Source organism: Croceitalea sp. MTPC5, assembly GCF_036985505.1.
GTDB lineage: Bacteria > Bacteroidota > Bacteroidia > Flavobacteriales > Flavobacteriaceae > Croceitalea.
Map to the genome: position 1 here is coordinate 17,164 of NZ_BTGQ01000007.1, position 23,206 is coordinate 40,369.

At 36.0% G+C, this 23,206-nt stretch carries 17 protein-coding genes; 12 read left to right on the plus strand and 5 right to left on the minus strand.

The features are described from left to right. Positions 1–511: 511 nt before the first annotated feature. Positions 512–2,116, minus strand: coding sequence for a hypothetical protein (locus AACM45_RS18320; protein ID WP_339144459.1), 1,605 nt, complete (start codon positions 2,114–2,116; stop codon positions 512–514). 465 nt (positions 2,117–2,581) lie between these two features. Here AACM45_RS18320 and AACM45_RS18325 point away from each other — a divergent pair, with 465 nt between their 5' ends. The 3 genes from AACM45_RS18325 to AACM45_RS18335 are packed head-to-tail and all read left to right on the plus strand — an operon-like array spanning position 2,582 to position 5,899. Continuing rightward, a complete protein-coding gene (locus tag AACM45_RS18325; RefSeq protein ID WP_339144461.1) occupies positions 2,582–3,439 on the plus strand; it encodes a sulfotransferase in 858 nt (285 codons plus the stop codon). Continuing rightward, the gene (locus AACM45_RS18330) at positions 3,436–4,893 is read left to right on the plus strand and encodes a lipopolysaccharide biosynthesis protein (RefSeq protein WP_339144462.1); all 1,458 of its coding nucleotides are present in this window, start codon (positions 3,436–3,438) and stop codon (positions 4,891–4,893) included. The genes AACM45_RS18325 and AACM45_RS18330 overlap by 4 nt, the downstream gene beginning before the upstream one ends. 49 nt (positions 4,894–4,942) lie before the next feature. Continuing rightward, positions 4,943–5,899 carry a sulfotransferase gene (locus tag AACM45_RS18335; protein ID WP_339144464.1) on the plus strand — a complete coding sequence of 319 codons (957 nt, stop codon included), beginning with the start codon at positions 4,943–4,945 and terminating at the stop codon, positions 5,897–5,899. A 382-nt stretch (positions 5,900–6,281) separates the two neighbouring features. Here the strand turns inward: AACM45_RS18335 and AACM45_RS18340 are convergent, their stop codons facing one another. The 4 genes from AACM45_RS18340 to AACM45_RS18355 are packed head-to-tail and all read right to left on the minus strand — an operon-like array spanning position 6,282 to position 12,524. Further along, positions 6,282–8,660: a GumC family protein gene (locus AACM45_RS18340; protein WP_339144466.1), complete on the minus strand. Its 2,379-nt coding sequence runs from the start codon at positions 8,658–8,660 to the stop codon at positions 6,282–6,284. Between the two features lie 28 nt (positions 8,661–8,688). Next, complete coding sequence (locus tag AACM45_RS18345) at positions 8,689–9,447, minus strand: polysaccharide biosynthesis/export family protein (protein WP_339144467.1); 759 nt, start codon at positions 9,445–9,447, stop codon at positions 8,689–8,691. 39 nt (positions 9,448–9,486) lie between these two features. Continuing rightward, positions 9,487–11,436, minus strand: coding sequence for a polysaccharide biosynthesis protein (locus AACM45_RS18350; protein ID WP_339144468.1), 1,950 nt, complete (start codon positions 11,434–11,436; stop codon positions 9,487–9,489). Further along, a complete protein-coding gene (locus tag AACM45_RS18355) occupies positions 11,430–12,524 on the minus strand; it encodes an aminotransferase class I/II-fold pyridoxal phosphate-dependent enzyme (protein ID WP_339144696.1) in 1,095 nt (364 codons plus the stop codon). Before AACM45_RS18355 ends, AACM45_RS18350 begins: the two co-directional genes overlap by 7 nt. A 284-nt stretch (positions 12,525–12,808) precedes the next feature. On the opposite strand from AACM45_RS18355, the gene AACM45_RS18360 reads away from it, so the two are divergent. The 9 genes from AACM45_RS18360 to AACM45_RS18400 all read left to right on the plus strand — a co-directional run bounded on the left by AACM45_RS18360 (position 12,809) and on the right by AACM45_RS18400 (position 23,203). Next, positions 12,809–14,206 (plus strand): nucleotide sugar dehydrogenase, encoded by a 1,398-nt coding sequence (locus AACM45_RS18360; RefSeq protein ID WP_339144469.1) that lies wholly within the window; start codon positions 12,809–12,811, stop codon positions 14,204–14,206. Further along, the gene (locus AACM45_RS18365) at positions 14,203–15,225 is read left to right on the plus strand and encodes an NAD-dependent epimerase (RefSeq protein ID WP_339144470.1); all 1,023 of its coding nucleotides are present in this window, start codon (positions 14,203–14,205) and stop codon (positions 15,223–15,225) included. The genes AACM45_RS18360 and AACM45_RS18365 overlap by 4 nt, the downstream gene beginning before the upstream one ends. Before the next feature lie 813 nt (positions 15,226–16,038). Then, positions 16,039–16,959, plus strand: coding sequence for an O-antigen ligase family protein (locus AACM45_RS18370; RefSeq protein WP_339144471.1), 921 nt, complete (start codon positions 16,039–16,041; stop codon positions 16,957–16,959). 8 nt (positions 16,960–16,967) lie between these two features. Next, positions 16,968–18,053 (plus strand): glycosyltransferase, encoded by a 1,086-nt coding sequence (locus AACM45_RS18375; protein WP_339144472.1) that lies wholly within the window; start codon positions 16,968–16,970, stop codon positions 18,051–18,053. Positions 18,054–18,082: 29 nt separating this feature from the next. Continuing rightward, positions 18,083–19,138: a glycosyltransferase gene (locus AACM45_RS18380; protein WP_339144473.1), complete on the plus strand. Its 1,056-nt coding sequence runs from the start codon at positions 18,083–18,085 to the stop codon at positions 19,136–19,138. A 50-nt stretch (positions 19,139–19,188) separates the two neighbouring features. Further along, on the plus strand, positions 19,189–20,346 hold the full coding sequence (locus tag AACM45_RS18385; protein WP_339144474.1) for a glycosyltransferase family 4 protein: 1,158 nt from the start codon (positions 19,189–19,191) through the stop codon (positions 20,344–20,346). A gap of 32 nt (positions 20,347–20,378) precedes the next feature. Then, positions 20,379–21,125 carry an SDR family NAD(P)-dependent oxidoreductase gene (locus AACM45_RS18390; protein ID WP_339144475.1) on the plus strand — a complete coding sequence of 249 codons (747 nt, stop codon included), beginning with the start codon at positions 20,379–20,381 and terminating at the stop codon, positions 21,123–21,125. 6 nt (positions 21,126–21,131) lie between these two features. Beyond that, a complete protein-coding gene (locus AACM45_RS18395) occupies positions 21,132–21,950 on the plus strand; it encodes an SMP-30/gluconolactonase/LRE family protein (RefSeq protein WP_339144476.1) in 819 nt (272 codons plus the stop codon). Next, entirely contained in the window at positions 21,947–23,203 is a 1,257-nt protein-coding gene (locus AACM45_RS18400; protein WP_339144478.1) for a glycosyltransferase family 2 protein, read from the plus strand. Before AACM45_RS18395 ends, AACM45_RS18400 begins: the two co-directional genes overlap by 4 nt. The last annotated feature ends 3 nt before the right edge of the window (positions 23,204–23,206 follow it).

The following is a 23,206-nucleotide window of genomic DNA, read 5'->3' on the forward strand; positions in this document are numbered from 1 at the left end:
TATCCACATTTTTCGCTGTGCAAGGCTTAAATAATTTGGGGTTTCGAATACTGGTCCCTAAAGGAAATCCTTTTTTCAGTATTGGCATGTGTTCTCAGAAAAATCAATGAAACACGGGTCTTTACATCACCGGACAACAGAGATAATGAATATTGGTTTTGCCAAATATTACTTTAATTTTTAAGAAAACAGTTAAGATTGGTCTTCAATGTTTTTAAAGATTGAACCAATAAGGTATGTCAATCAATTTTAACAGAAGTATCTTCTTTTTTAAATTTTGGTCATTTTGCCAAAACAGGAATATCACCTCTTAACTTTACCGAATTAATCTTATTGCCGATTTAAGGTGCAAATAATTGGATTAAACTTATAAAAAACTGGAAATCATTCCTTGTAGGAATATTATCGAAATAGGAAGTACGCTAAAAATCCACAAAAAAAGGGTCGAACCCTAAAAAGTCCGACCCTTGGTTTTTTCAACTAATATATTTAGCCAGATAGTATCTTTAATTTATTGAAAATCAACCTGATTCATATATTCTTCAATATTTTCATAACCATCACCATCAAAATCTCCCCGATAGCTTTGGTCTAAATTTCCAAATTGTTGTATTTCCCATGTATCGGACATACCATCGTTATCAGTATCATAATCAGCTGGTCGGGTATTGGATGGTATGCTCGGCAAGACCCAGTTTGAAGCCACTTTTGGATTGTAGTCCCTATTATCGCGCAGAATGGAAAGCATTTTCATATCAAAAGAATCTCGATATTCTTGAACTTCTCCGTCATCGTCAAGATACTTGTAAGCGCCAACATTCCCCTTAAGTACTAGCCTATTGAAAGCATCTTGTGCCGTAGTTTCAGTCCAAGGATTAGGTACTGTGGATGGGAATTGTGTAGCTGCTAAATGCACAGGGTCAGCAATCCTATCCCTATCTGGATTATCTATCCAAAGAATTGTATTGTCCTCCGAATCATTGCCTTTGAGATTAATTATCCCTGAATTGTATCCGTTTATTTTAATAGATCCATTATACACGTTTCTTCGTGTAAATACTTGTGGTACATCATTGGATTCAAGACCTCCAATCCATGAGTATACGCCATTGGTTCTTTGATAGTAATTACCCAGGTGGTTCAATCGAATATCATGGTAAACCCTACTGGATTTGAACTGACCATCGTGAAGCACGTTATTGACTACTTCCCCAAACCCATCAAAGGCCATATTGGGGGCACGTGAAGTTGATATTAGTACGTTATTCAAGTAACTAATATTATCAATCAGTTTTTCGGGATTGTTCGGCCGGTCGGGATTTACTTCTGTGTAAAGCCCTGTATTTCCATCAGCAAAGAGCCCATATTGGAAGGTTTGTCCCTTATTGGTACAAGGGCAATTTGGAGCCGTGACGTGTTCTTGTCTAACCGCAGAACCTGCAATTTTATCTGGTGCAAAACTGCCAGAGACATGATCAAGCATCAAATCGTTGACTGCTGTGAAGTGAAATGCCCACGTCTTGCGATCGTCCTTTGTCGAGAGTACACCATCTCTATTCAAAATAGGGCGTGACCTTAAATAACGTATAATAATATTGCCTTGATCGGGATTAAAGCCCCCTATTCTGAAAGTTCCTCCTGTCAATGTAATACCACCCCGAGGTGCAGATTGCCCAAAAACCGTTTTCCCACGAACATATATTCCCTGTCCATTTCCTTTGGGCCAATTACGAGTTCCTCCAACTCCAATATCAATATTTCCGCTCACATTGAATACAATATACCCTACATCATGAAGCGTTAAAGCATCTTGAAGACCGCCAGTATAATAGGCATCATTACCACTGCTTTCAGGATGTAATGTCGCAGCAACGGAGTCATCAAGGGTATCGACTATGTATAGAATTTTACCTCTTCCTCCCGTTGCATTGGAACCCCCACCAAAAGCCGTAGGAAATGCTTTCAATGGTCCAGAATTGGACGGTTCGCTTTCTTCATCTGTTGGCTCTGTGGGATCCTCAGAAACTTCGTCGCCATCCTCTACTTCACCCGAATCCGTTTGCTCCTCAATTACCTCTAAGAATAAATCAGAATCCTTGGCACATGATGTGGTCATTAATAATGATAGTATTAAGCAAAAAACCATAAATTTGAAAAAGAAGGGATTTTGGGGCACCATTTTTCTGTAGATTAAGATAAAAAAGATTTTACTAACATTTGGGATGTAAAATTAGAAAAATCCCAGGATAATCGTTTAAAACCTATATTTTTTCGATGAAATGCACTTCATTTGAAGATTTTTGGGTAATAGTGGCACGAATTGCAGTCAAGAAGTTTTCCAAAGGTTGAGAATTTAGAAATGGTTCCGTAGTTTTTTCTGACACGTGTATACTCAAGTCTAGAGTTGAAAATTACTTATCCAACATATAATAAAATGTATATAGCACGTTATTAATGAGGTAAAATGCAAAGCAAGTGGGTAATGCATTCGGTGGTATAAGAATTGATACAGTGTTAGGTTCAATTAATTAATACCATTGTTTAAAACCTGATATCAGGAATATAATATCGAGATAATTTTATGAAGGAAAGACAAACTATCATCTATATCATATCAAATCAACGATCAGGATCTACACTAATAGAGAATGTCCTTTCTAAGTCTTCCCAAATTGTTTCAGTTGGGGAAGCAGCTCTTTTGAGCGGCCATATTCATAAAACCGGACCGGGTAGTAATTGGGATTGGAATTGTTCTTGTGGTGAAAGTCTACTAGAATGTGATTTTTGGAATAGAGTTTATAAAAAAATGGGGATTTCAAATCCGCTAGAAATCTCCAATACCATGATTACGGCTCCTCGAGGACAAGATAAGCATGCACAAAAATTAAAGAACGATAAGGTAAAATCCTTGATGAATAGGGTTTATAACGCTGTCTTTGAAACTTCAAACTGTAATGTCTTGGTTGATTCTTCTAAGTTTGCATTTCATGGCACTTCACTTTACAAAGATTCTCTTTTTAATTTTAAAATTATCTATTTGAGAAGGGATTTAAGGGCGGTATCAATTTCAAAACAGAAGTGGTGGAAAAGATACGGTGGGGAGGATAAAAGTCTTTTAAGGTTCCTATTGTCAAATTATTTACATAGAATGAGATATTCATCAATACTTCGAAGTGTAAAGAAAGAAGATGTTTATTTCATGAAGTACGAAGAATTTTTTGAGAATCCTCAGAAGATTTTGGACGAAATGTCAGGCTTTTTCGGCTTTGACGTATTTGAGATGCCAGAATATATGGAACTGAATAATGATCATACTATAGCGGGCACTCCTAACCGATTTGAGAAAAGAAAAATCAAATATGATGACAAATGGCGTAGTACCGCTAAAAAACACCCCCTATTCAATACTTTAGGTTACATACTTAACAAAGTCGGATGAGTCTTAGTGGCAAAATCAAGCACGCGGGTAAATGGCAATCATTTTCCGTATTGTCCTTAAGCGTTTTACAGATTCTTTACTTTTCCGTCATGACCAGGATTTTATTAAAAGAAGACTATGGTCTTATGGCTATTATAAATGCAATAATTGGCGTTGGGAACATTTTTATACAGGGCGGGATGGGTTCTGCCCTAATACAAAAAAAGGAAATAAATAACAGGCATATTAATGGCGCCTTGCAAACAAGCATGCTTTTAGCAGTCATATTGTATGCCATTTTTTATATTACGGCTCCATATATTGCTTCAGTTTACAATGACCTCAGATTAGATCATCTAATTAAAGTATCGTCCTTAAACATCATATTACTTGCGTTGAGTAATATTTCAGTCAATTTACTTTTTAAATATTATCACTTTAAAAACGCCGCGATTGTCCAGATAATCGCAAGTATAATCGGTTATGGCACTGGTATTTATTTGGCTATGAATGATTATGGAGTATGGTCGCTTGTTATTGCTACCCTAATCACCTCCTTACTAAGTGCTATTGCCATGTTTTATTTGGCTCCTATAAAAATCAGTCTGAACGTACATTATAAAGAAGCCCGTGAGTTGTTTGGTTTTGGTTCAGGTATGATGTTATTGACATTTAGCAATTTTTTATCGAATAGGGGGCTTAATCTGATTTTCGGAAAAATCTTTGCACAGGATATATTAGGTATCTATGAAAGAACCTCTAGGGTAAAGGATATTCCCAGTCAATTTCTAGCAAAGATTATAAATCAGGTTATGTTTCCGGTAATGTCCGAAATTCAGGATGAAAAGGAACGGTCGATTAGAATTTACAAGTTTGGGTTGGGATTAAGTAATTCTATTATGATTCCCACAACGGTTTTACTCGTTTTTTTTTCAGCTGAAATTGTCCAAATTCTAATGGGGACAAAGTGGTCAGAGGCCGTAACACCTCTGCAAATTATGTTGCTAGTTTTGACTTTCAGTAATTCGGGAAAAATGACGGATACGGTTATTAGGGCCCAGGGTTTAATTTATAAAAACGTTACTCGCAAGTACATTTTCGTGGTAATCATACTAGTTCTTTCCGGTGCATTAGGTTATCTATACGGAATCAATGGAGCTGCCATCGGAATTGTTATCAGCCATTTTATAAACTATGTGATGATGATCGTTTTAGTTAAAAATGTTTTCAAGGGAACGATTAAGGAATATTTTTTCAAACCCTTTATAGCAGGCCTAAAGTTAGGCATCTATCTTGGGGTCTTGATTTTTGGATATAATCATTTATTCAACTTATGGGGTAAAACCGACGTCATTATGTTTATTGTATTTATGGCAGTTCTGTTGCTACTGTGTGCCATTTTGGTAAAGTTTAAACCAACTGTATTTGGGGAATATTTAGAAACGACAATCAGAAATACATTGAACATAAGGTAATACTGTTGTTTTAAATATAGTAGGGTTATAAATATTTTGAGTTTTAAATATGGAAGAGCAATCACCAATTAATTTCTGGGGCATAGGAGCTCAAAAAGCAGGAACTTCCTGGTTATATTACAATTTAACCAAAACACCGGGTTTCGTGATTCCCCCTGTAAAAGAAATGCATTATTTTGATAGAGATACGAAATATCCGTCGCCAAATACTCTATCCAAAACCCGGGCCAGAGATAGAATTACCAGTTTCGCGTACTTAAAAAAGGCCGCAAGGTCCATTACATCAACAATTGTTAAAGGGAAATTTAAGAATCTCCCTTTTACACTTAAATGGTTTTTCTCGGATTATAGCGATGAATGGTATATTTCAGTCTTTGCACCTTTAAAGGGAATAAAAGGTGAGATAACTCCCAGTTATTCAATGCTTAACAAGCAGGATATATCTAGAATGCATGCGATGGCTCCTGACGCAAAGTTAATTTTGATGCTCAGAAACCCTATTGATAGGGCATGGTCTCATTTTAGACATACTAAAAAAGGTATTAAAGGATTTAAACTTGAAAATGTCAATGAGGATGACATCATAGCTTTTATGCAAAGTGAAGGACAAGAACTAAGGTCGGATTATGTACGTACCATCAGCAACTTTACCAGTGTTTTTCCTAAAGAGAAGCTATTGATTGGTTTCTTTGATGCCATAATGGATTCTCCAGAGCAATTGCTTAAGGAAGTAGTACACTTCCTTTCATCCAAAAACGAATTTGAAGAAGAATTGAAAAAATCACGGAATACTAACGATTCGGCAATAAATAAGGTGGTGAACAAATCAATAGAACTTGATTGTCCCCCCACGGTTTTGACCTTTTTAAAGGAAAAGTATCATGATATGAGTTTAGATCTTGCCAACCTATATGGAGGCTATTTTAATAAATGGTATTTTGAAACCTATAATAAAACTTCTGAAAACGAAGACAATAGACTATTCCCAACTATTATCATTCCATAACAGTTAATCATGAGCAACTATGAATTAGCAATATTATTGTGTGAAATTTGGCCATCCCAATGACAACTAGGTATTTACAGAGACGTTATGATTTACTGATTTTAGTATTATGATACATCATAACATACAATAAAACTTTTCAAACTGGGTGATATTGTTTAAAAACGAAGTTACATCTTGTAAGGTTGATTTGAAACCTGAAAGATTATCAGGGGTTTAAGGCCATTTTGTTAGTCCTAAAATTTAGTAACGACCGTCGTCTTTTGATGGATTTTTTTTGGCATCCATATATTGAATGCATTCAAAATAGGAGAAAAAATCCAATCAACTTCTTTATTTGTAAAGATAACCATCGATTTGTTTTCGCTAAAAACAAATCAGTCTAAAATTGGTACCATTTCTTCTTTTTACCACCGTAACCATACCCGTATTTTCCTCCGTAACCCAAATTGGAATACTTTACACCATTAACGATAAATGACAGCCCTTTTAATTTTCCTTCCTTTTGCAATTGGATTGGGAATTGAACAACATTTTCCTCTGTAATACCTGCTCTAGTGACATACAAGGTTTGATCGGCATTTTTACTAATTAGCAAAGTATCGGAAACCAGCATTAAGGGAGCCGTATCCACGATGATATAGTCATATTTTCGCTTCACATATTCGAAAAATTCATCTACTCTTTCATTCATTAACAATTCTGTAGGGTTTGGTGGGATTCTCCCAGCAAACGCAATGTCAATGATTTGATCATTAGCCAGAATTGATGTAATAATCTCCTTGGGAGTCAAATCGCTAGTAGAAAGAAATTCTGTTAACCCTTTATTCTTAGCATTCATTTGGGATTTAGCCAATTTATCTACATTCTTACCATTGTAAAACTCATAGACTTTTGGATTCCTGATATCGGCGCCAACGAGAAGAACTTTCTTCTTGGCGTTGGCATAAATCATGGCTAAATTAAATGAAACCAAGGTCTTTCCTTCACCTGGAACACTTGAGGTGACAAAAATGGAATTGCCAAATTCCCTCCCATTTGATTTTAAAATATAATCCAAATTTGTTCGAAGAATTCTGAGGGATTCGGCCAATACGGTACGTTCATCCATTTTAATTAAGGTTTCTTCTTTTCTTGAAATCTTTGGCAGTTCAGCTAGAACAGGAACATCTCCGGTTAATTTTTCTAGATTGGTTTTATTGTGAATCTTATTATCAAATACCTCATTAACATAAATTATCGAAAATGGTAATAATAGTCCAAATACAATGGATGCCAATAAAACAATCTTTTTTTTTGGCGATACCGGAATTTTACTGACCAAATAGGCATCATCGATGATTTTAGATTTCGGTGATGCAGAAGCAAAGGTAATTTGTGACTCCTCCCTTTTTTGCAACAGATATAAGTATAGGGATTCTGTAGTCTGTTGCTGTCTACTTATATCCCTGAGGGCACGCTCATTTTTCGGTGCAGAATAAATCTTCGAATTAATTCGTGAGAGTTGACCGCTAAGACTATTAACCCTAAGACTGAGATTGTTTTCCATACCATTTAAACTGGATAACATACTTTTCTTTAATCCATCCAGTTGCTGATCAAGATTAACAATTATAGGATTCTTTTCATTGGAACTCTCCAACAATCTCTTTCTCTCAAGGGCAAGATTATTGTATTGGGCGGTAGTACTTGAAATAGTAGCATCAGACAAACCAACATTCGCAGGAAGTAGTTCGTAGCCTTCTTCATTCTGCACTATGTCTTTCATTGATGACGCAATCTCTAATTGTACCGTTGCATTTTGCAATTCCTGCTGATTGGTAGCACCGATATTTAAATTTACATTGGTTTGTGCAGTAATATCGGCAATACCACGTCCTGATTTGAAGTCTTCTGCATTCTGATCTACCTCAGAAAGGTTTCCATAAATATCTGCAATGCGGTCATTAATAAAGTTAGCCGTACGGTCTGCAATAGCTTTTTTATCATTAACTGCATTTTGGTTGTATCGCTCAATTAACGAATTAATTATGTCTTTACCCCTTGACTTAATGGCATCCTCTAGGGAAATAGTTATAATGTTAGAAATATCCCCTGAATTCACTAAAGTAATCGCATTTTGATAAAATTCTGCCATAACGGAGGGAGAGATTACAGTGACTTTGTATTCCTTTTCATAGTTCTTTGGGAAATTATCTTGGGTTGGAGTTATTATGATTTCTCCAACTACAGAACTAATTTTCTCACCAAACGAATGGCTATTGCCATAATCCCCACTTTCGGTGCCATACAGAAACGATGTTTTATTGATTGGTTTCAAATAGAAACTCACATCATCCAAAGAATTTATTAAGGTATCGGGGGCTAAAAAATTAATATTGAAAGGTGGTTTATCATACAATTCCGAATCACGAATATTTCCTAGTGCCCTAATTTTAATATTTAAATCCAGTTTCTCAACAACACTTATCATATTCGAACGAGACAAAAAGACTTCCATTTCATCCATGACCTTTGCTTCTCCCGAACCGGATAAAATTCCTAGGTCTTTAAACGGGTTAAGAGAAGGGCCTGAAGACTCTTCGTCCAAAATTCTAATCTTAGCTTTAGTCGCATATTTAGGTACGGTATAACGAATATAAATTAGACCCAAACAAACACAGAGAAAAACACTTACAAAAAACCAGACCTTATTTTTGAGATATGGTTTCAACAACAGGTTAAAGTCAACCCCGGTATTAACGTAGCTTTTAACATCCATAGATATCGATAATGTTCTAAATTTAGGGCTAGTTTCTAGTTATGATTATCACAGTAGATGTTATCAGAACTGAGATCAGAGAAACGTATAATCCTGCCCTGGCATCGATTGAAGTTTCTTTTATTCCAGATTTATTGGGCTCTACATAAACCACGTCATTTTGGGTTAGATAATAAACTGGTGATTTAATCATATCCTTAGAAGTTAAATCAATTCGGGAATAGACCTTAGTACCATTAAAGTCCCGAATAACCAATACATTTTCGCGGACACCCCTAATGGTCAAATCACCGGCAAATCCTAAAGCCTCTAAAATGGTAACCTGTTCTCCACCAACCGGGTATGTACCAGGATTATTAACTGCACCCAGTATCGTAACCGTAAAATTTCTAAGTCTAATGTTTATAATTGGATCTTTTAAATATTCGGATAGTTGATTACGTAATAATTGGCGTAAATCTTCTGGAGACAGTCCCTCGACTTTTAGTTTACCGATAACAGGAAAATCTATCTCCCCACCTTGATCGACCAAATAGTCCACTTGCTCTGCTTGAAAGCCCCCTTCCGCACGTCCTCTGAAAAGGTTGAACGGTTCACTTGCTTCAGGATTAAGGGAAGATACGTGAATTGATATTAAATCATCAACTTTAAACTTTGGGACAAAGGCGTTGTCATTGACTAAGGTTTCAAAATTTCCGGTGTCCTGAAAGTAAACTACCTCTTTTCTAGAAGCACATGAAGAGAGTAGAATCAATAAACATATGACCATCATCCTTTCGAATAGCATCAAATTATTTTTTTTCATGAAATAAGAGATGTTAAAAATTTAATTAAACGTGCTGTGGGCTTCACCTGCCGCAATTTTGCCTTCAAGTTCAAAAGTAGTGTTTTCTTTCTTATCCAATTTGCAAAACTCAGAGTTGTTCGATATAAATTCTGGAACAATATCCTTCATTAGCTGTACCGTATTGTTACCAAAAAACATATTAGCTACGCAAAGCTCGTCAACAAGAGATTTAAGTTTGTCATATTCCATTTCTCGAGCCTTACTAATTTTTATTTTTTTATGATAGGTAGGAAGTGTATTCTCTCCATTTGCCAATAACTCTTCGTACAATTTTTCTCCTGGTCTTAAACCTGTAATAACAATATCTATATCTTCTGGATAAAGCAGACCGGACAATTTTATCATATTTTTTGCCAAATCAAAAATCTTAACCGACTCACCCATATCAAAAATGAAAATTTCACCACCGACACCCATCGAACCTGCCTCTAGAACCAGTTGGGACGCTTCGGGAATGGTCATAAAATAGCGAGTAATATCCTTATGGGTAAGCGTAAGCGGTCCACCGTTTTCGATTTGTCTTCTAAATAATGGGATAACCGATCCATTGGAACCCAGAACATTGCCAAATCTAGTAATAATGTAACGCGTAGCACTATGTTGCTGTAGGCAGCTCACATAAATCTCAGCTATTCGCTTACTAGCACCCATTATATTTGTTGGGTTTACCGCCTTATCAGTAGAAACCAATACAAATTTATCTACCTCATGTTCGGTTGATAAATCGGCAATGTTTTTTGTACCCACAATATTTATTCTAATTGCCTCATATGAATTTTGCTCCATTAATGGTACATGCTTATATGCCGCTGCATGGAACACCATATTTGGTTTGTATTCCTCAAAAAGAATATTCATTCTTTTTTTATCCCTGACATCCCCAACAATGGGGATAAAGTTGTGAAACCCCTTTTGTTTTAACTCTTGTTGCAGGTCATACAGGGCTGATTCGGCCTGGTCGATAATGATTAATGTCTTATACTTGAAATTGCATATTTGTCTAACCAATTCACTACCTATCGAACCCGCTCCTCCTGTTACCAAAACAGTTTTGTTATGCATTTCCTTTTCTATATTCAAATTATCAAGGTCAATAGGTGCTCGATTTAATAAATCCTCAATTTGAACATTCTTTATTTGTGAAACCTTGAATTCCCCATTGATCCAATCCTGAACCGGCGGCGCGATTTTAACTTGTACGGGTAGATCCACTAATCCTTCAACCAACTTTCTAAGTTCATTATTGTTGATTTTATGAATTGCAACAATGATTTCCGATATATTACATTTATCGATTAGGTATTCCGTTAAATCCTCTCTTGAATGCACGGGGAGCCCATTGATTCTCTTTCCCCTTTTTTTCTTGTCATCATCAATAAACCCAACAACTTTGAAGTTTGTGGCCGTATGATTGGTAAGGGCATTATACGTTATAATACCCGATTCCCCAGCGCCATATACAAGTACATTCTTAAAAACCTTGAACCTTGTGACCATACCGTGATACAGATTTTTAAAAATATATCTAGACGTTGTCAAACCGACAAAACTGATCAAACTATGGATAATAATTATTGAAAGCGGTATGGTAAACCCATTTAAATAAGAAAATTGCCTATTAAGGATAACAATGAAAATAACCAAAATACTTGAAATGCATATCGCATTGAAAATATTGTAAATGTCCTTAATTCCCGTATGTCTTATAAACCCCTTGTAGGATCCGGTAGTCACAAAAGCCAACATGGCCATCACAACAACCACGGGTAATTGCATCAAAAGTTTAGATACATCAAAATTAAAAGAGAGATTGAATCTAATAATGTATGAGAGTATAAAGGAAAATGCGATTACCAAGGTGTCAATGGCAAAAACCAACCACTTCGACGCATATCTATGTGAATTTCGCAAAATGTATTCTTTCAACATTGATTTAATGTTTTTAAGATTAAGGATGTTATTCTGTCTAAATCTTCCTCAAGTAAATTAGATCCACTAGGTAAACAAAGACCTCTAAGGAATAAATCGGATGAAGTTCCGTCGGTGTAAGACTTAAAGTTTTTAAAAACTGGTTGTTCATGCATAGGTTTCCACAGCGGGCGTGACTCTATATCTTCTAGCTGCAGTTCAAGCCTAATCTTTTCCCGTATCTTAAAAGAAGGAGTAAGGATACAGGTCAACCAACGATTACTTGAAAAGCCTTGAGGCTCGTCTAAAAAATTGACTGTGCTGAGTTCTCCTAATCGTTTTTTATAGTAGGCATAGTTGTACCTTCTAGCTGCCACCCTATCATTCAAAACTTCCATCTGACCACGGCCAATACCAGCAATTACATTACTCATTCTATAATTATGACCTACATGGGTATGCTCATAATGGGGCGCATCGTCTCGAGCCTGTGTTGCCAAGAAAACCGCCTTTTTCCTTATTTCAATGTCTTTAGTGAGAAGTGCCCCACCGCCGGAAGTCGTTATAATTTTATTTCCGTTGAAAGATAATATTCCTATATCACCCAAGCTCCCACATTTTTTTCCATTGACAGAACTCCCAAGGGCTTCGGCACTATCCTCAATCACTGGAATTCCATATTTATTAGAAATTTCAGCCACCTCTGCATGCTTATAGGGCATCCCATATAAATGAACCGCCACAATGGCTTTTGGTGGTTTTCCATTCTTGATGCCATTCAAAATAGCTTCCTCCAACAATTCGGGAGAGATATTCCAAGTATCCTTTTCACTATCAACAAAGACGGGATTAGCCCCTAAATATGTGATTGGATTTGCACTTGCAGAAAAGGTAAAACTCTGACAAATAACGTCATCACCATGTACAACTCCTAAAAGTTTTAATGCCAAATGAATGGCCGCAGTACCTGAACTGAGTGCCGCAGTGTGAACTGCACCTTCAAAATATCGTGATATTGCCTCTTCGAAGCCATCAACATTAGGGCCCAATGGAGCTATCCAATTGGTGTTGAACGCTTCATTTACGTATTCTTGTTCTGTTCCTCCCATATGGGGGGAAGACAACCATATTTTGGTCTTTGTAATCAAAGTCTTTGACAAAATTTAGATTATTCAGTGTTCAAATGTAATCATATCAAAGGCTGAGAAAGTTATATTTCGTTAAAGGAGTAAAATTATCGATTAAATGATGATTACAAGCATGAACTGTATTAACAAATTTAAACCGTGTGTCAATGAACGAAGTTAAGGTGTCGTACAGCTTTTTTTCAAGGCAATAATGCGTAGTTTTTAAAGTTATTATAACCTTTGCAAAAAGAAACCTAAATCCACAAATGAAAAAAATCCATAAAATTTGCTGTATTGGGGCAGGTTATGTAGGGGGGCCTACTATGGCCGTCATTGCCAGCCAATGTCCCGAAATCGACGTTACCGTAGTTGATATCAACCAATCAAGAATTGATGCTTGGAACCAACAAGACCTAGACAAATTGCCAGTTTACGAACCTGGACTCAAGGAAATCGTAGAGAAAACGCGTGGAACAAATTTATTTTTCTCTACAGAAGTCGATGCAGCTATAGACGCTGCCGAGATGATCTTTATTTCGGTAAACACACCAACGAAAACGTACGGAAAAGGCAAAGGACAAGCGGCCGATTTAAAATATATAGAACTTTGCGCCAGAAATATTGCGAAAGTAGCGAAAACGGATAAAATCGTCGTAGAAAAGTCTACTTTGCCTGTAAGAACGGCAGAAGCGGTAAAAAGTATATTGGATAACACTGGAAATGGAGTGAATTTTGAAATATTATCCAATCCTGAATTCCTTGCGGAAGGGACCGCAATCGATGATTTGTTAAAAGCAGATCGTGTACTTATCGGTGGAGATGACACCCCTAGTGGATTGGAGGCCAAGGCGACCCTAAGTTGGGTGTATGAACATTGGTTAGAAAAAGACAGGATTTTACAAACCAATGTATGGTCTTCGGAACTATCTAAACTGGTTGCGAATGCTTTTTTAGCACAACGGGTTTCTTCCATAAATTCCATTTCTGCGCTTTGTGAAAAAACGGATGCAAATGTGGCCGAGGTTTCAAGGGCTATAGGAAAAGACTCTAGAATCGGGCCTAAATTCTTGAGTTCTTCAGTAGGTTTTGGGGGTTCTTGCTTTCAAAAAGACATTTTGAATTTGGTATATATTGCAAAATCCTTTGGTTTACCCGAAGTTGCAGACTATTGGGAGCAAGTAATCATCATGAATGATTACCAAAAAAGACGTTTTGCAGAAAATATCATTGCTACGCTATACAATACGGTGTCGGGTAAAAAAATTGCTTTCTACGGTTGGGCCTTCAAAAAGGATACCAATGATACGAGGGAATCGGCCGCAATCTATGTGGCAGACGCCTTATTGGATGAACAGGCCGAAATTGTGGTTTATGATCCCAAAGTATCCGCTGAAGTGATTTATAACGATCTAGATTATCTTAATACTAGAAGTCCTGAAGAAAACAGGCGCCTTTTGAAAGTAGTCAGCAATCCTATGGAAGCTGCCAAAGACGCCCATGCCATTGCCATATTGACGGAATGGGAAGAATTCAAAACCTACGATTGGAAAAAGATACATGAGCATATGCTCAAACCCGCTTTTCTCTTTGATGGAAGAAGAATCTTGGATAAGCAGGAGATGGACGCATTTGGATTTAAATTTTATAAAATAGGAGAAGCGTGAAAGTTCTTATAACGGGTGCAGCCGGTTTCATAGGATATCATTTGAGCAAAAAGCTTATTGCCGAAGGGCATGAGGTTTTTGGCTTGGATAACATCAACGATTATTACGACCCAAAGCTGAAATTTGACAGACTTAAGGATTTGGGTATTTCCCAAGAAGATTCCCAGGAGTTTCATAGAACTGTCACCAGTGGCACCTATGGAAACAAGATGCGATTTGTTCGAATGGACCTTGAAGATAGGGAAGCACTGCCCCGTATTTTTCAAAAAGAAAAATTCGAGGTTGTTTGCAACCTTGCCGCACAGGCAGGAGTGCGCTACAGCCTTGAAAATCCTGAGTCCTATGTTGACAGCAATGTTGTAGGTTTCCTGAATATTCTGGAATGTTGCCGGCATCATGAGGTCAAACATTTGGTTTACGCCAGTAGTTCCAGTGTATACGGATTAAATGAAAAAGTTCCTTTTTCCGTTCAAGACAATGTGGACCAACCTATTAGCTTATATGCAGCAAGTAAAAAAAGTAATGAGCTTATGGCCCATACCTATAGTCATCTATACGGTTTTGCCACAACCGGATTACGCTTTTTTACGGTTTATGGCCCATGGGGTAGGCCAGATATGGCACTATTCCTATTTACCAAAGCCATTTTAAATGACCAACCTATCAATGTCTTTAACAATGGTGAACTAGAACGGGATTTCACCTATGTAGATGATATTGTTGAAGGGGTGTATCGGATTATTGATCAAAAGACCAACGAAGACAAGGCAAAATATCGCCTTTATAACATCGGTAACAATAATTCCGTGAAGCTCATGGATTTTATAGATGCCATTGAAGGCAGCTTGGGGATAGAAGCCAAAAAAAATATGTTGCCCATGCAACCAGGTGACGTAATTAGAACCTGGGCGGATGTGAATGATTTGATTACTGACTATGGTTACAGTCCAAATACTCCTGTAAAGGAAGGTATAGCAAATTTCATATATTGGTATAAAAATTATTATTCCAAAGCTTAAGGTTTAAGCTAGTTAAAGGTGAAAGTCAGTTTTAGTAACTTTTAAGCGGGTGAGGTTTTTATGCACTAAAAAATAGATTTTTTTAATTATACCTATCGCACGTGTTCGTTGAGGCTGTTATTATTTTATTTGGGATTAAATCAATTTGGTTTTATTTGGAACCTATCCTAATCTTTTATATCCCCGTTATTTTCCCTGTCACCTACAACCGAAATATTATATTTTGAGATGACCATTAAAAGATGATAAGACAGCTTCTGAAGTCCTTACCAAATAGCCTTTAAAAAAGACTTGGCAAAGTTCTGGTACTAAGAAAATATATTTAACTTTTACCATAAAAGGAAAAGTGATGGAAAACCGTTTAATTTTAGTGATTTTAAATCATATCACATTATGAAATTGAAATTCATAATTATTGCCATTTTATTGGCGGTTGATGGTGTCTTTATCCGATTTAAGATAGGTGGCATCAGTTATGATCGGCTACTGGAATTTATATTTTTCTTTATTTTATTCAAAGATTTCATTTTTGAATTAAAAATAAACGCATTTCTCAGAAAGTGGTGTAGAATAATACTTCTTTTGGCCTCTATTCAACTTTTGTTTAAGCTATATCTATCAATTATTGGGGAAATAGAATTTCAATTTGTCTATACTCCCTTAATAAAGAGTTTTTCTTTCATTGTTTTTTCGTTCTTATTTTTAATTCTAGCTAAAAAAGGAGTTAAGTACTTGAATATTATCGTTCTAATTCACTTTTTGATTCTCGCATTTGCATTTTTACAACATCCTTTTTCTCCAATCGCGGATCAAATGCTAGAGATAAAAAAATTACTTTATGTAAGTGCGGAATCAGATCGAATAGCCCAAGATTTGATAAGGGAAGAAGCCAAAATTACTGGCGGTTATGGTAACGCGTTTAGACTGGCAGGTCCATTTGCAAATACCATAAATTTTTCTTATTTCGCATTCAGCAGTTTTGCACTTAATTTATTTCTTTTTTTAAAATATAGGGGAAAGCCCTATTTATTTCTACTGATCTTATTGTTCATTGCCTCTATCCTCTCACAGACGCGCTCACTTTTACTAGCGGAAGTCTTTTTGGTTTTCGGATATCTGTTTTTTGCTCCACTTAAAAAACACTTTTTCTACAAGATTGGAATCGTAATCGGCGCAATTATAATGATATCAACGATTTATACTGCAGGTGATGCGCTTCTTAAAGGCAGTACCAGTAGAATAGCCAAAGCAAGTTCCGCTGGGCATTCCGATTCCAGACCATTATTATGGATTACGGCATTGTATGCAGTTTCCAGTAATCCTTTTGGTCTTACACAAGCCGATTATCAAACCGCGCGGCAAGAAATGTTCAGGGTATTTGGAAATTCAGATATACTTTATCTCTGGCCACATAACGGTATTATTAATATTGGTTTTCATTACACCTTTTTTGGTTATTTCATATTTGCCTTCTTGGTCGCCATGCTGCTAAAAACCATAAACAAAGTCAAAGAAAAGAAAATAGTATCATTTTTTCGACTTGTGCTTATTGCATACGTTATTCAAACCAGCTTTCATAATAACTTTATTCTTGAATCGGACTATGCGTTTTTAATGATTCTAATGCTAATTTCGTTAGAAGCCGGTAATGGAACATACAAGGTGCAAACTGTACTAAAAGAGAAAGACTTACATTCAACTAGGATGGCAAAACTTACAACCACTAAATTCTAATACATTACATGATTCGAAAAAAGAATAAAATTCTCTTAGTCCTACCATCATTACGGGCGGGAGGTGCTGAAAGGGTTATTTCCTTTGTAGCACAAAAACTTGACCGAGACATGTTTGAAATAACCCTTCTTGTTATTGGCCATAATAAGGATTCTTCATTTACTCCAGAAAGTACCAACGTAGTCTTTTTAGAAAAAAATCGTGTATTATTTTCTTTCATTCCTATTTTTTCCTATCTCAAAAAACATAATCCTGATATCGTATTAAGTACTATTGGTCACGTAAACACTTTGATGGCTTTGCAATCGCTTTTATTTAAGAAAATTATCTTTATCGGACGAGAGGTCAATGTCATAAGCGTTTTTTCAACAATTCAACCATCAAAAAAATGGTATTCCATAATAAATACAACAAAATATTCATACAGACTTCTAGATATAATCCTATGTCAATCTAAAGATATGGCGCAAGATTTGCAATTGAATTTTAATATTCCCATAAAAAAAATAAGAATTATCAATAATCCGATTTCGAGTTCATTCTCCTCTAAATCACGGTACCCAAACAACGAAATCCCTAAATTCATTACAGTTGGAAGTCTAGTAGAAAGAAAAGGACATAAAAGAATTTTAGATGCCCTGTCAAAATACGATGGACCTTATCAGTATACCATTATTGGAGATGGTGACTTATCAAGCGAAATTTTACATTATGCAGATGAAAAAGGAATGAGGAGCAACATAAACCATATTCCATTCACCAAAAATGTATCGAATTACCTTAAGACGGCAAATGTATTTTTACAAGGTTCTTTTGTAGAAGGTTTTCCTAATGCTCTTCTCGAAAGTTGTGCATGTGGCACACCTGCTGTAGCTTTTAACGCTCCTGGAGGAATAAATGAAATAATTGAAAATGGAGTAAATGGTTTTATTGTCGAGAATGAAATCGAATTTGTAGATAAGCTCAATTTACTCTTAAAGAAAAAATTGAACCCAGAGGTGGTTAGTTCAACTGTGTTCAAAAAGTTTAATAGTCAGCAGATTATGAAAAATTACCAAAATTTATTTTTGGAAGTACTACAAAAAAAATTATGAAAGTATTACATTGTATAAATTCACTTTCAATGGGTGGTGCTGAACGATTAGTAGTCGATCTAGCTCTGTTCTTAAATAAAAAAAATATCGAAATAGATATTTTGATTTTAAAAGGTGGGGAATCACCTTTATTAGAAAAATTAGATCCAACTACAAATATTCAAGTTTTTTGCCTTACTCAGAAAGGCAGCGTTTATAACCCTATTCATATTTTTAGACTTAAAAAGTATTTTGAAAAATATGATATAGTACATGTGCATTTATTTCCTGCATTATACTGGTCAGCATTAACAAAATTCTTTGGTGGTAAAAAAAACAAATTGATTTTTACGGAACACAGCTCAAACAATACAAGAAGAAGGTATTGGCTGCTCAAATATATTGATAGAAAAATATATAAGCGGTTTGATGCGATCATCACTATTTCAAAAGCTGTGGATAAAAACTTAAAAAAACATTTAGGTAAAAAGTTCAAAAGTAGAATACATTTAATCTACAATGGTATAGATGTTAATACTATTCTAGATGCAGAAGGATATTCGAAAACAGAAATCGACAACTTACCAGAAGAAGCCAGAGTCATATTACAAGTATCAACCTTTAGGTATCCGAAAGATCAAAAAACAGTTATTTCAGCAATGAAATTGCTGCCCAAATATGTTTTTTTACTTCTTGTTGGAGATGGAAATTTGAAACAAGATTGCGAAAAACATGCGAAAGATTTGAAAGTCGACGACAGGGTGATATTTTTAGGTCTGCGAACCGATGTACCGAAATTACTTAAGACATCAGACTTTATAGTGTTATCATCTTATTATGAAGGCTTATCCTTATCGAGTATCGAGGGTATGGCATCCGGTAGCCCTTTCTTAGCCACAAATGTCCCCGGTCTTACCGAAGTGGTCGAAAATGCAGGATTACTATTTCAACCAAAAGATCATCACGCATTGGCAAAATTGATTATTTCATTACTTGAAGATCCTATTTTTTATGGAGAGACCGTGCATAAATGCATCAATAGAGCAAAAGAGTATGACATCGATTCAATGGCAGTAAAATATATAAACCTCTATAATACATTGTGAACAAGAACAATTTACAAGGAGTTGACCACTTTTGATAAAATCAAAGTACAATGAACAAGAACATACTACTATTAGCATCCCTAGCTAATTCCCTGTTGAACTTTAGGGGCGACTTTATTGTTGCTTTACTCAAAGAAGGTTACAACGTATATGCAGCGGCACCTGAACTGCCTCAAGAGGTCGCTGATAAATTGACAAAATGGGGTGCAAAACCCTTGACTTTTAAATTGGATAGGGCCGGTTTAAATCCATTGAAAGATTTCAAGTCGATTCTTGAACTTAAAAAGTTGATATTGCATTACAACATTGATATGGTTTTTCCCTATACCATTAAACCCGTAATATACGGATCTATTGCAGCCAATCTTGCAAAAACACCGGTGATTTCTTTAATAACGGGATTGGGATATACCTTTAGTGGAGCCTCGGTCAAAGCCAAACTACTTCATCAGATAACGAAAAGAATGTATAAATTTTCATTAAGAAAGAACAGCTTGGTCATCTTTCAAAATGAGGATGATTTAATACTATTTAAAAAAAATGGTATTCTTTCTAAAAATCAAAGAGCGACCATAGTTAATGGTTCAGGCGTTAATTTGAAGAAATTTCCTTTCCGTGAAATAACAGTGACTTCACAAAATGTAAAATTTGTTATAGTGGCACGGTTAATCAAAGAAAAGGGTATTCAGCTTTTTATGGACACGGCGGAAGAACTCAAAAAGACGTATCCCCTAGCAGAATTTCACATCATAGGTGGTCAAGCAGAACCACCATCTGGAATTAATGTTGATGTCTTAAAGCGGTTACATGATGACGGTACGATTATTTTTCACGGACTTAAAGATGACGTACCAACATTTTTAAAGAACATGCATGTTTTCGTATTACCTACTTATTACAGGGAAGGTGTACCACGTTCAATCTTAGAAGCCTTATCTGTTGGCTTGCCCGTTATCACTACTAGAACCCCCGGTTGCAAAGAAACCGTCATCACAGGGAAAAATGGTTTTTTGATTCCGCCTAGAGATTTGAATGCATTGATAGATTCATGCCGTTACTTTCTTGACCACCCTGACGTGATTCAAGAAATGGGTCAACAAAGTAGACTTTTAGCAGAAACAAAATTTGATGTAACCATAATCAATACTTTCTTGATAGAGCATATCAATTCGGCCTTACATGTGAAAAGCATGTCTAAGCAGTTGTAAACGGTATACAAATTCAAAAAACTGATAGTACTATGAAAACGGTCATGATTTTAGGAGGTTCTAAGGGAGTAGGAAAAGAAATACTTTTATCCTGTATAAGTAAAGGGTACAATGTTGCATTCTGTGGTCGAAATTCCAATCTTGCCAAAGAAATCATTGCATCTACCAACGCAGAAAATCAACTGTATTTTCATAAACTAGACCTAAACAACATCGAAGGCATAGAACACTTCTATAAAGCAACCATAAAACGTTTTGAAAAAATAGATGCCTTGGTTTTATATGCAGGCATCACCCCTGTTGCATCCATACTTCAAACTGAAGAAGAAGTATACGATAGTGTGTTCAATATAAATCTGAAAGCGCCGTTCTTTTTGCTGAAACATGTATTGAAATCAATGATTGAACAACAATCTGGTTCTATCCTATTCTTTGGATCTGCACATATGGATTATGGCGAAATTGACCGGGCTCCATATGCCCTGACTAAAAGTACTTTGTATACATTATCGACACATATAGCCCATCATTACGCAAAATATGGAATAAGATCTAATTATTTAGTTATGGGTTGGACCAATACTGAGGGTGAAATTAACCTTCGAAATAAGGAAGGTGTCAGCGAAGAAAAATTGATGGAGAAAGCATCTAAAATAATCCCAATGGGTAGAATGCTCAAGCCTACGGACCCTATACCAGCCGTTATGCATTTTATCTCAGATGAGTCGGCAATGACCACAGGCTCAATAATTAGGGTAACTGGAGGGGAATATATTTAAAGCACTATGAATCCGAAATTAATATTGCATTTTAACTCCGAATTACTTGAAGGTCCTGTTTTTGATAAAGCAAATAATCTGCTCTATTTTGTTTCCATATTGGATAATCTCGTTTATTGTTACAATCCTGAGACCAAGGAGGTTTTAAGTATATGTCTGGATTCTCCGGTCAGCTGTGTGTACATTCTAGACAAGAAAAAAATATTGGCCTCTTCCAAAGATGGCTTTTTTAAAATAGATTTTAATACGTTTCAAAAGAAATTCGCATTCCAAATCGGTATTGGGGATTTCGTGCGCTATAATGATGGTATACAAGATTCAAAAGGGCGTTTCATTATCGGCACAATGGGGTATCCTGAGGTAAGGAAAAATGCAGGTAACGTTTTTTCGTATTATAAAGGGCAATACAAAAAAGTCATAGAAAATACTACCATTTCCAATGGTATGGCATTTTCAAAAGATGGCACCATTCTCTACTTTATAGATACCCCTACCAAAAAGGTAGCCAAATATTCTTATGACATGGAAACAGGCGATGTTTTGTTTGATTCCAATGTAATCGAATTCACTGGGGAAGGAAGCCCGGATGGAATGTGCATGGATGCGGAAGGAATGCTCTGGGTCGCCGAATGGGGAGGCGCATGTATTTCTAGATGGGATCCTTCAAATGGGCAAAAAATCGATGAACAAAAGTTACCCTGCACAAATGTAACTTCTTGTTGTTTTGATAATTATAACAACTTATATGTAACTACTGCAAAATCAACTTCTGAAAACAATATTTACGGCGGAGGTTTGTTTTATATTGAACTCAACAAACAATGAACCAATCGGATACAGTGGAAATAAGCGTTATTGTACCTATTTATCGTATTGAAAAATACTTATCAAAATGTATTGACAGTCTTCTTGATCAATCATTTACTGACTTTGAGCTGATATTGGTGGATGATGGCAGTCCGGATAATTGCCCAAAAATTTGCGATGATTATGCAAGAAAGGATGCAAGGGTAAAAGTTGTGCATAAAGAAAATGGTGGACTCTTAAGTGCTAGAAAAGCTGGATTGAAAAATGCCAAAGGAAAATATATATCTTATGTTGATGGCGATGATTGGGTAGATAAATTTTATTTAGACACTTTGTACAGGCTTGCTGAGGCCAATAATTCTGACCTTGTGGTCACAGGTCATTTTAGGGAGTTTGATGGGAAAATAGAAACGATAAAACCAAAATCGGCGGGTGTTTATGACCACCGAAAAGTACAGTCCTTAATTCTACCAAATGCCATATTCAGTGGTCGTTTCTGTGAGCATGGTATATCAACCTATGTTTGGAACAAACTGTTCAAAAAGTCACTTCTGATAGACATCCTTTTTGATGTACCCAACGAAATTATCATGGGTGAGGATGCCGCCATAACGTATGCCTATCTCGCCATTTCAAAAAAGGTTACCATAAGCCGTATTCCCACATACTACTATAGACAACGACATGATTCCATAGTAAAATCCATAGAGAATCCTCAGATTGAGTACTATAGACTAGGGTTATTGATGAATTTCCTGAAATCAAAACTGAGTAAGGTGCTTGACAAAGAAAATCTTGACAAACAAATTACTTACTATCTGTACTCCCAGATTCTGGTTCGGTCGGGAGGATTGATTTTTAACAAGATCGGTGAATTGGTATTCAATCCCTTTTTGAAAGTAGAATCCAAATCCAAAGTAGTGGTCTATAGTTCTGGCTCTTTTGGACAGCACATCTTATCCACTAATGTCAAAGCCAATTTCTTTGAGGTGGTCAGATGGATAGATCTTGATCATCACCCATTGCATATTGGCAAAAATTATGTACAACCCATCAGTGCCGCCAGCAATGTTGATTTTGATTATTTGATCATAGCCACAATAAGCCCTACAAGCCATGATGCAATTAAAGAGGAGTTAGGACTTATGGGCATTGATAGAAACAAAATTGTAGAGATCAACACCAATGAGCAGGAAATCAAAAAATTGTTGACCACCCTAAAGTTTGATGATCAATTTAAATTTCAAGAAAAATTAAATGGAGTGCAATAAACC

Coding starts and splice junctions, on each gene's coding strand:
- AACM45_RS18320 (WP_339144459.1), bottom strand. CDS start 2,116: ATGACCACATCATGTGCCAAGGATTCTGATTTATTCTTAGAGGTAATT.
- AACM45_RS18325 (WP_339144461.1), top strand. CDS start 2,582: ATGAAGGAAAGACAAACTATCATCTATATCATATCAAATCAACGATCA.
- AACM45_RS18330 (WP_339144462.1), top strand. CDS start 3,436: ATGAGTCTTAGTGGCAAAATCAAGCACGCGGGTAAATGGCAATCATTT.
- AACM45_RS18335 (WP_339144464.1), top strand. CDS start 4,943: ATGGAAGAGCAATCACCAATTAATTTCTGGGGCATAGGAGCTCAAAAA.
- AACM45_RS18340 (WP_339144466.1), bottom strand. CDS start 8,660: ATGGATGTTAAAAGCTACGTTAATACCGGGGTTGACTTTAACCTGTTG.
- AACM45_RS18345 (WP_339144467.1), bottom strand. CDS start 9,447: ATGCTATTCGAAAGGATGATGGTCATATGTTTATTGATTCTACTCTCT.
- AACM45_RS18350 (WP_339144468.1), bottom strand. CDS start 11,436: ATGTTGAAAGAATACATTTTGCGAAATTCACATAGATATGCGTCGAAG.
- AACM45_RS18355 (WP_339144696.1), bottom strand. CDS start 12,524: ATGGGAGGAACAGAACAAGAATACGTAAATGAAGCGTTCAACACCAAT.
- AACM45_RS18360 (WP_339144469.1), top strand. CDS start 12,809: ATGAAAAAAATCCATAAAATTTGCTGTATTGGGGCAGGTTATGTAGGG.
- AACM45_RS18370 (WP_339144471.1), top strand. CDS start 16,039: ATGCTAGAGATAAAAAAATTACTTTATGTAAGTGCGGAATCAGATCGA.
- AACM45_RS18375 (WP_339144472.1), top strand. CDS start 16,968: ATGATTCGAAAAAAGAATAAAATTCTCTTAGTCCTACCATCATTACGG.
- AACM45_RS18380 (WP_339144473.1), top strand. CDS start 18,083: ATGGGTGGTGCTGAACGATTAGTAGTCGATCTAGCTCTGTTCTTAAAT.
- AACM45_RS18385 (WP_339144474.1), top strand. CDS start 19,189: ATGAACAAGAACATACTACTATTAGCATCCCTAGCTAATTCCCTGTTG.
- AACM45_RS18390 (WP_339144475.1), top strand. CDS start 20,379: ATGAAAACGGTCATGATTTTAGGAGGTTCTAAGGGAGTAGGAAAAGAA.
- AACM45_RS18395 (WP_339144476.1), top strand. CDS start 21,132: ATGAATCCGAAATTAATATTGCATTTTAACTCCGAATTACTTGAAGGT.
- AACM45_RS18400 (WP_339144478.1), top strand. CDS start 21,947: ATGAACCAATCGGATACAGTGGAAATAAGCGTTATTGTACCTATTTAT.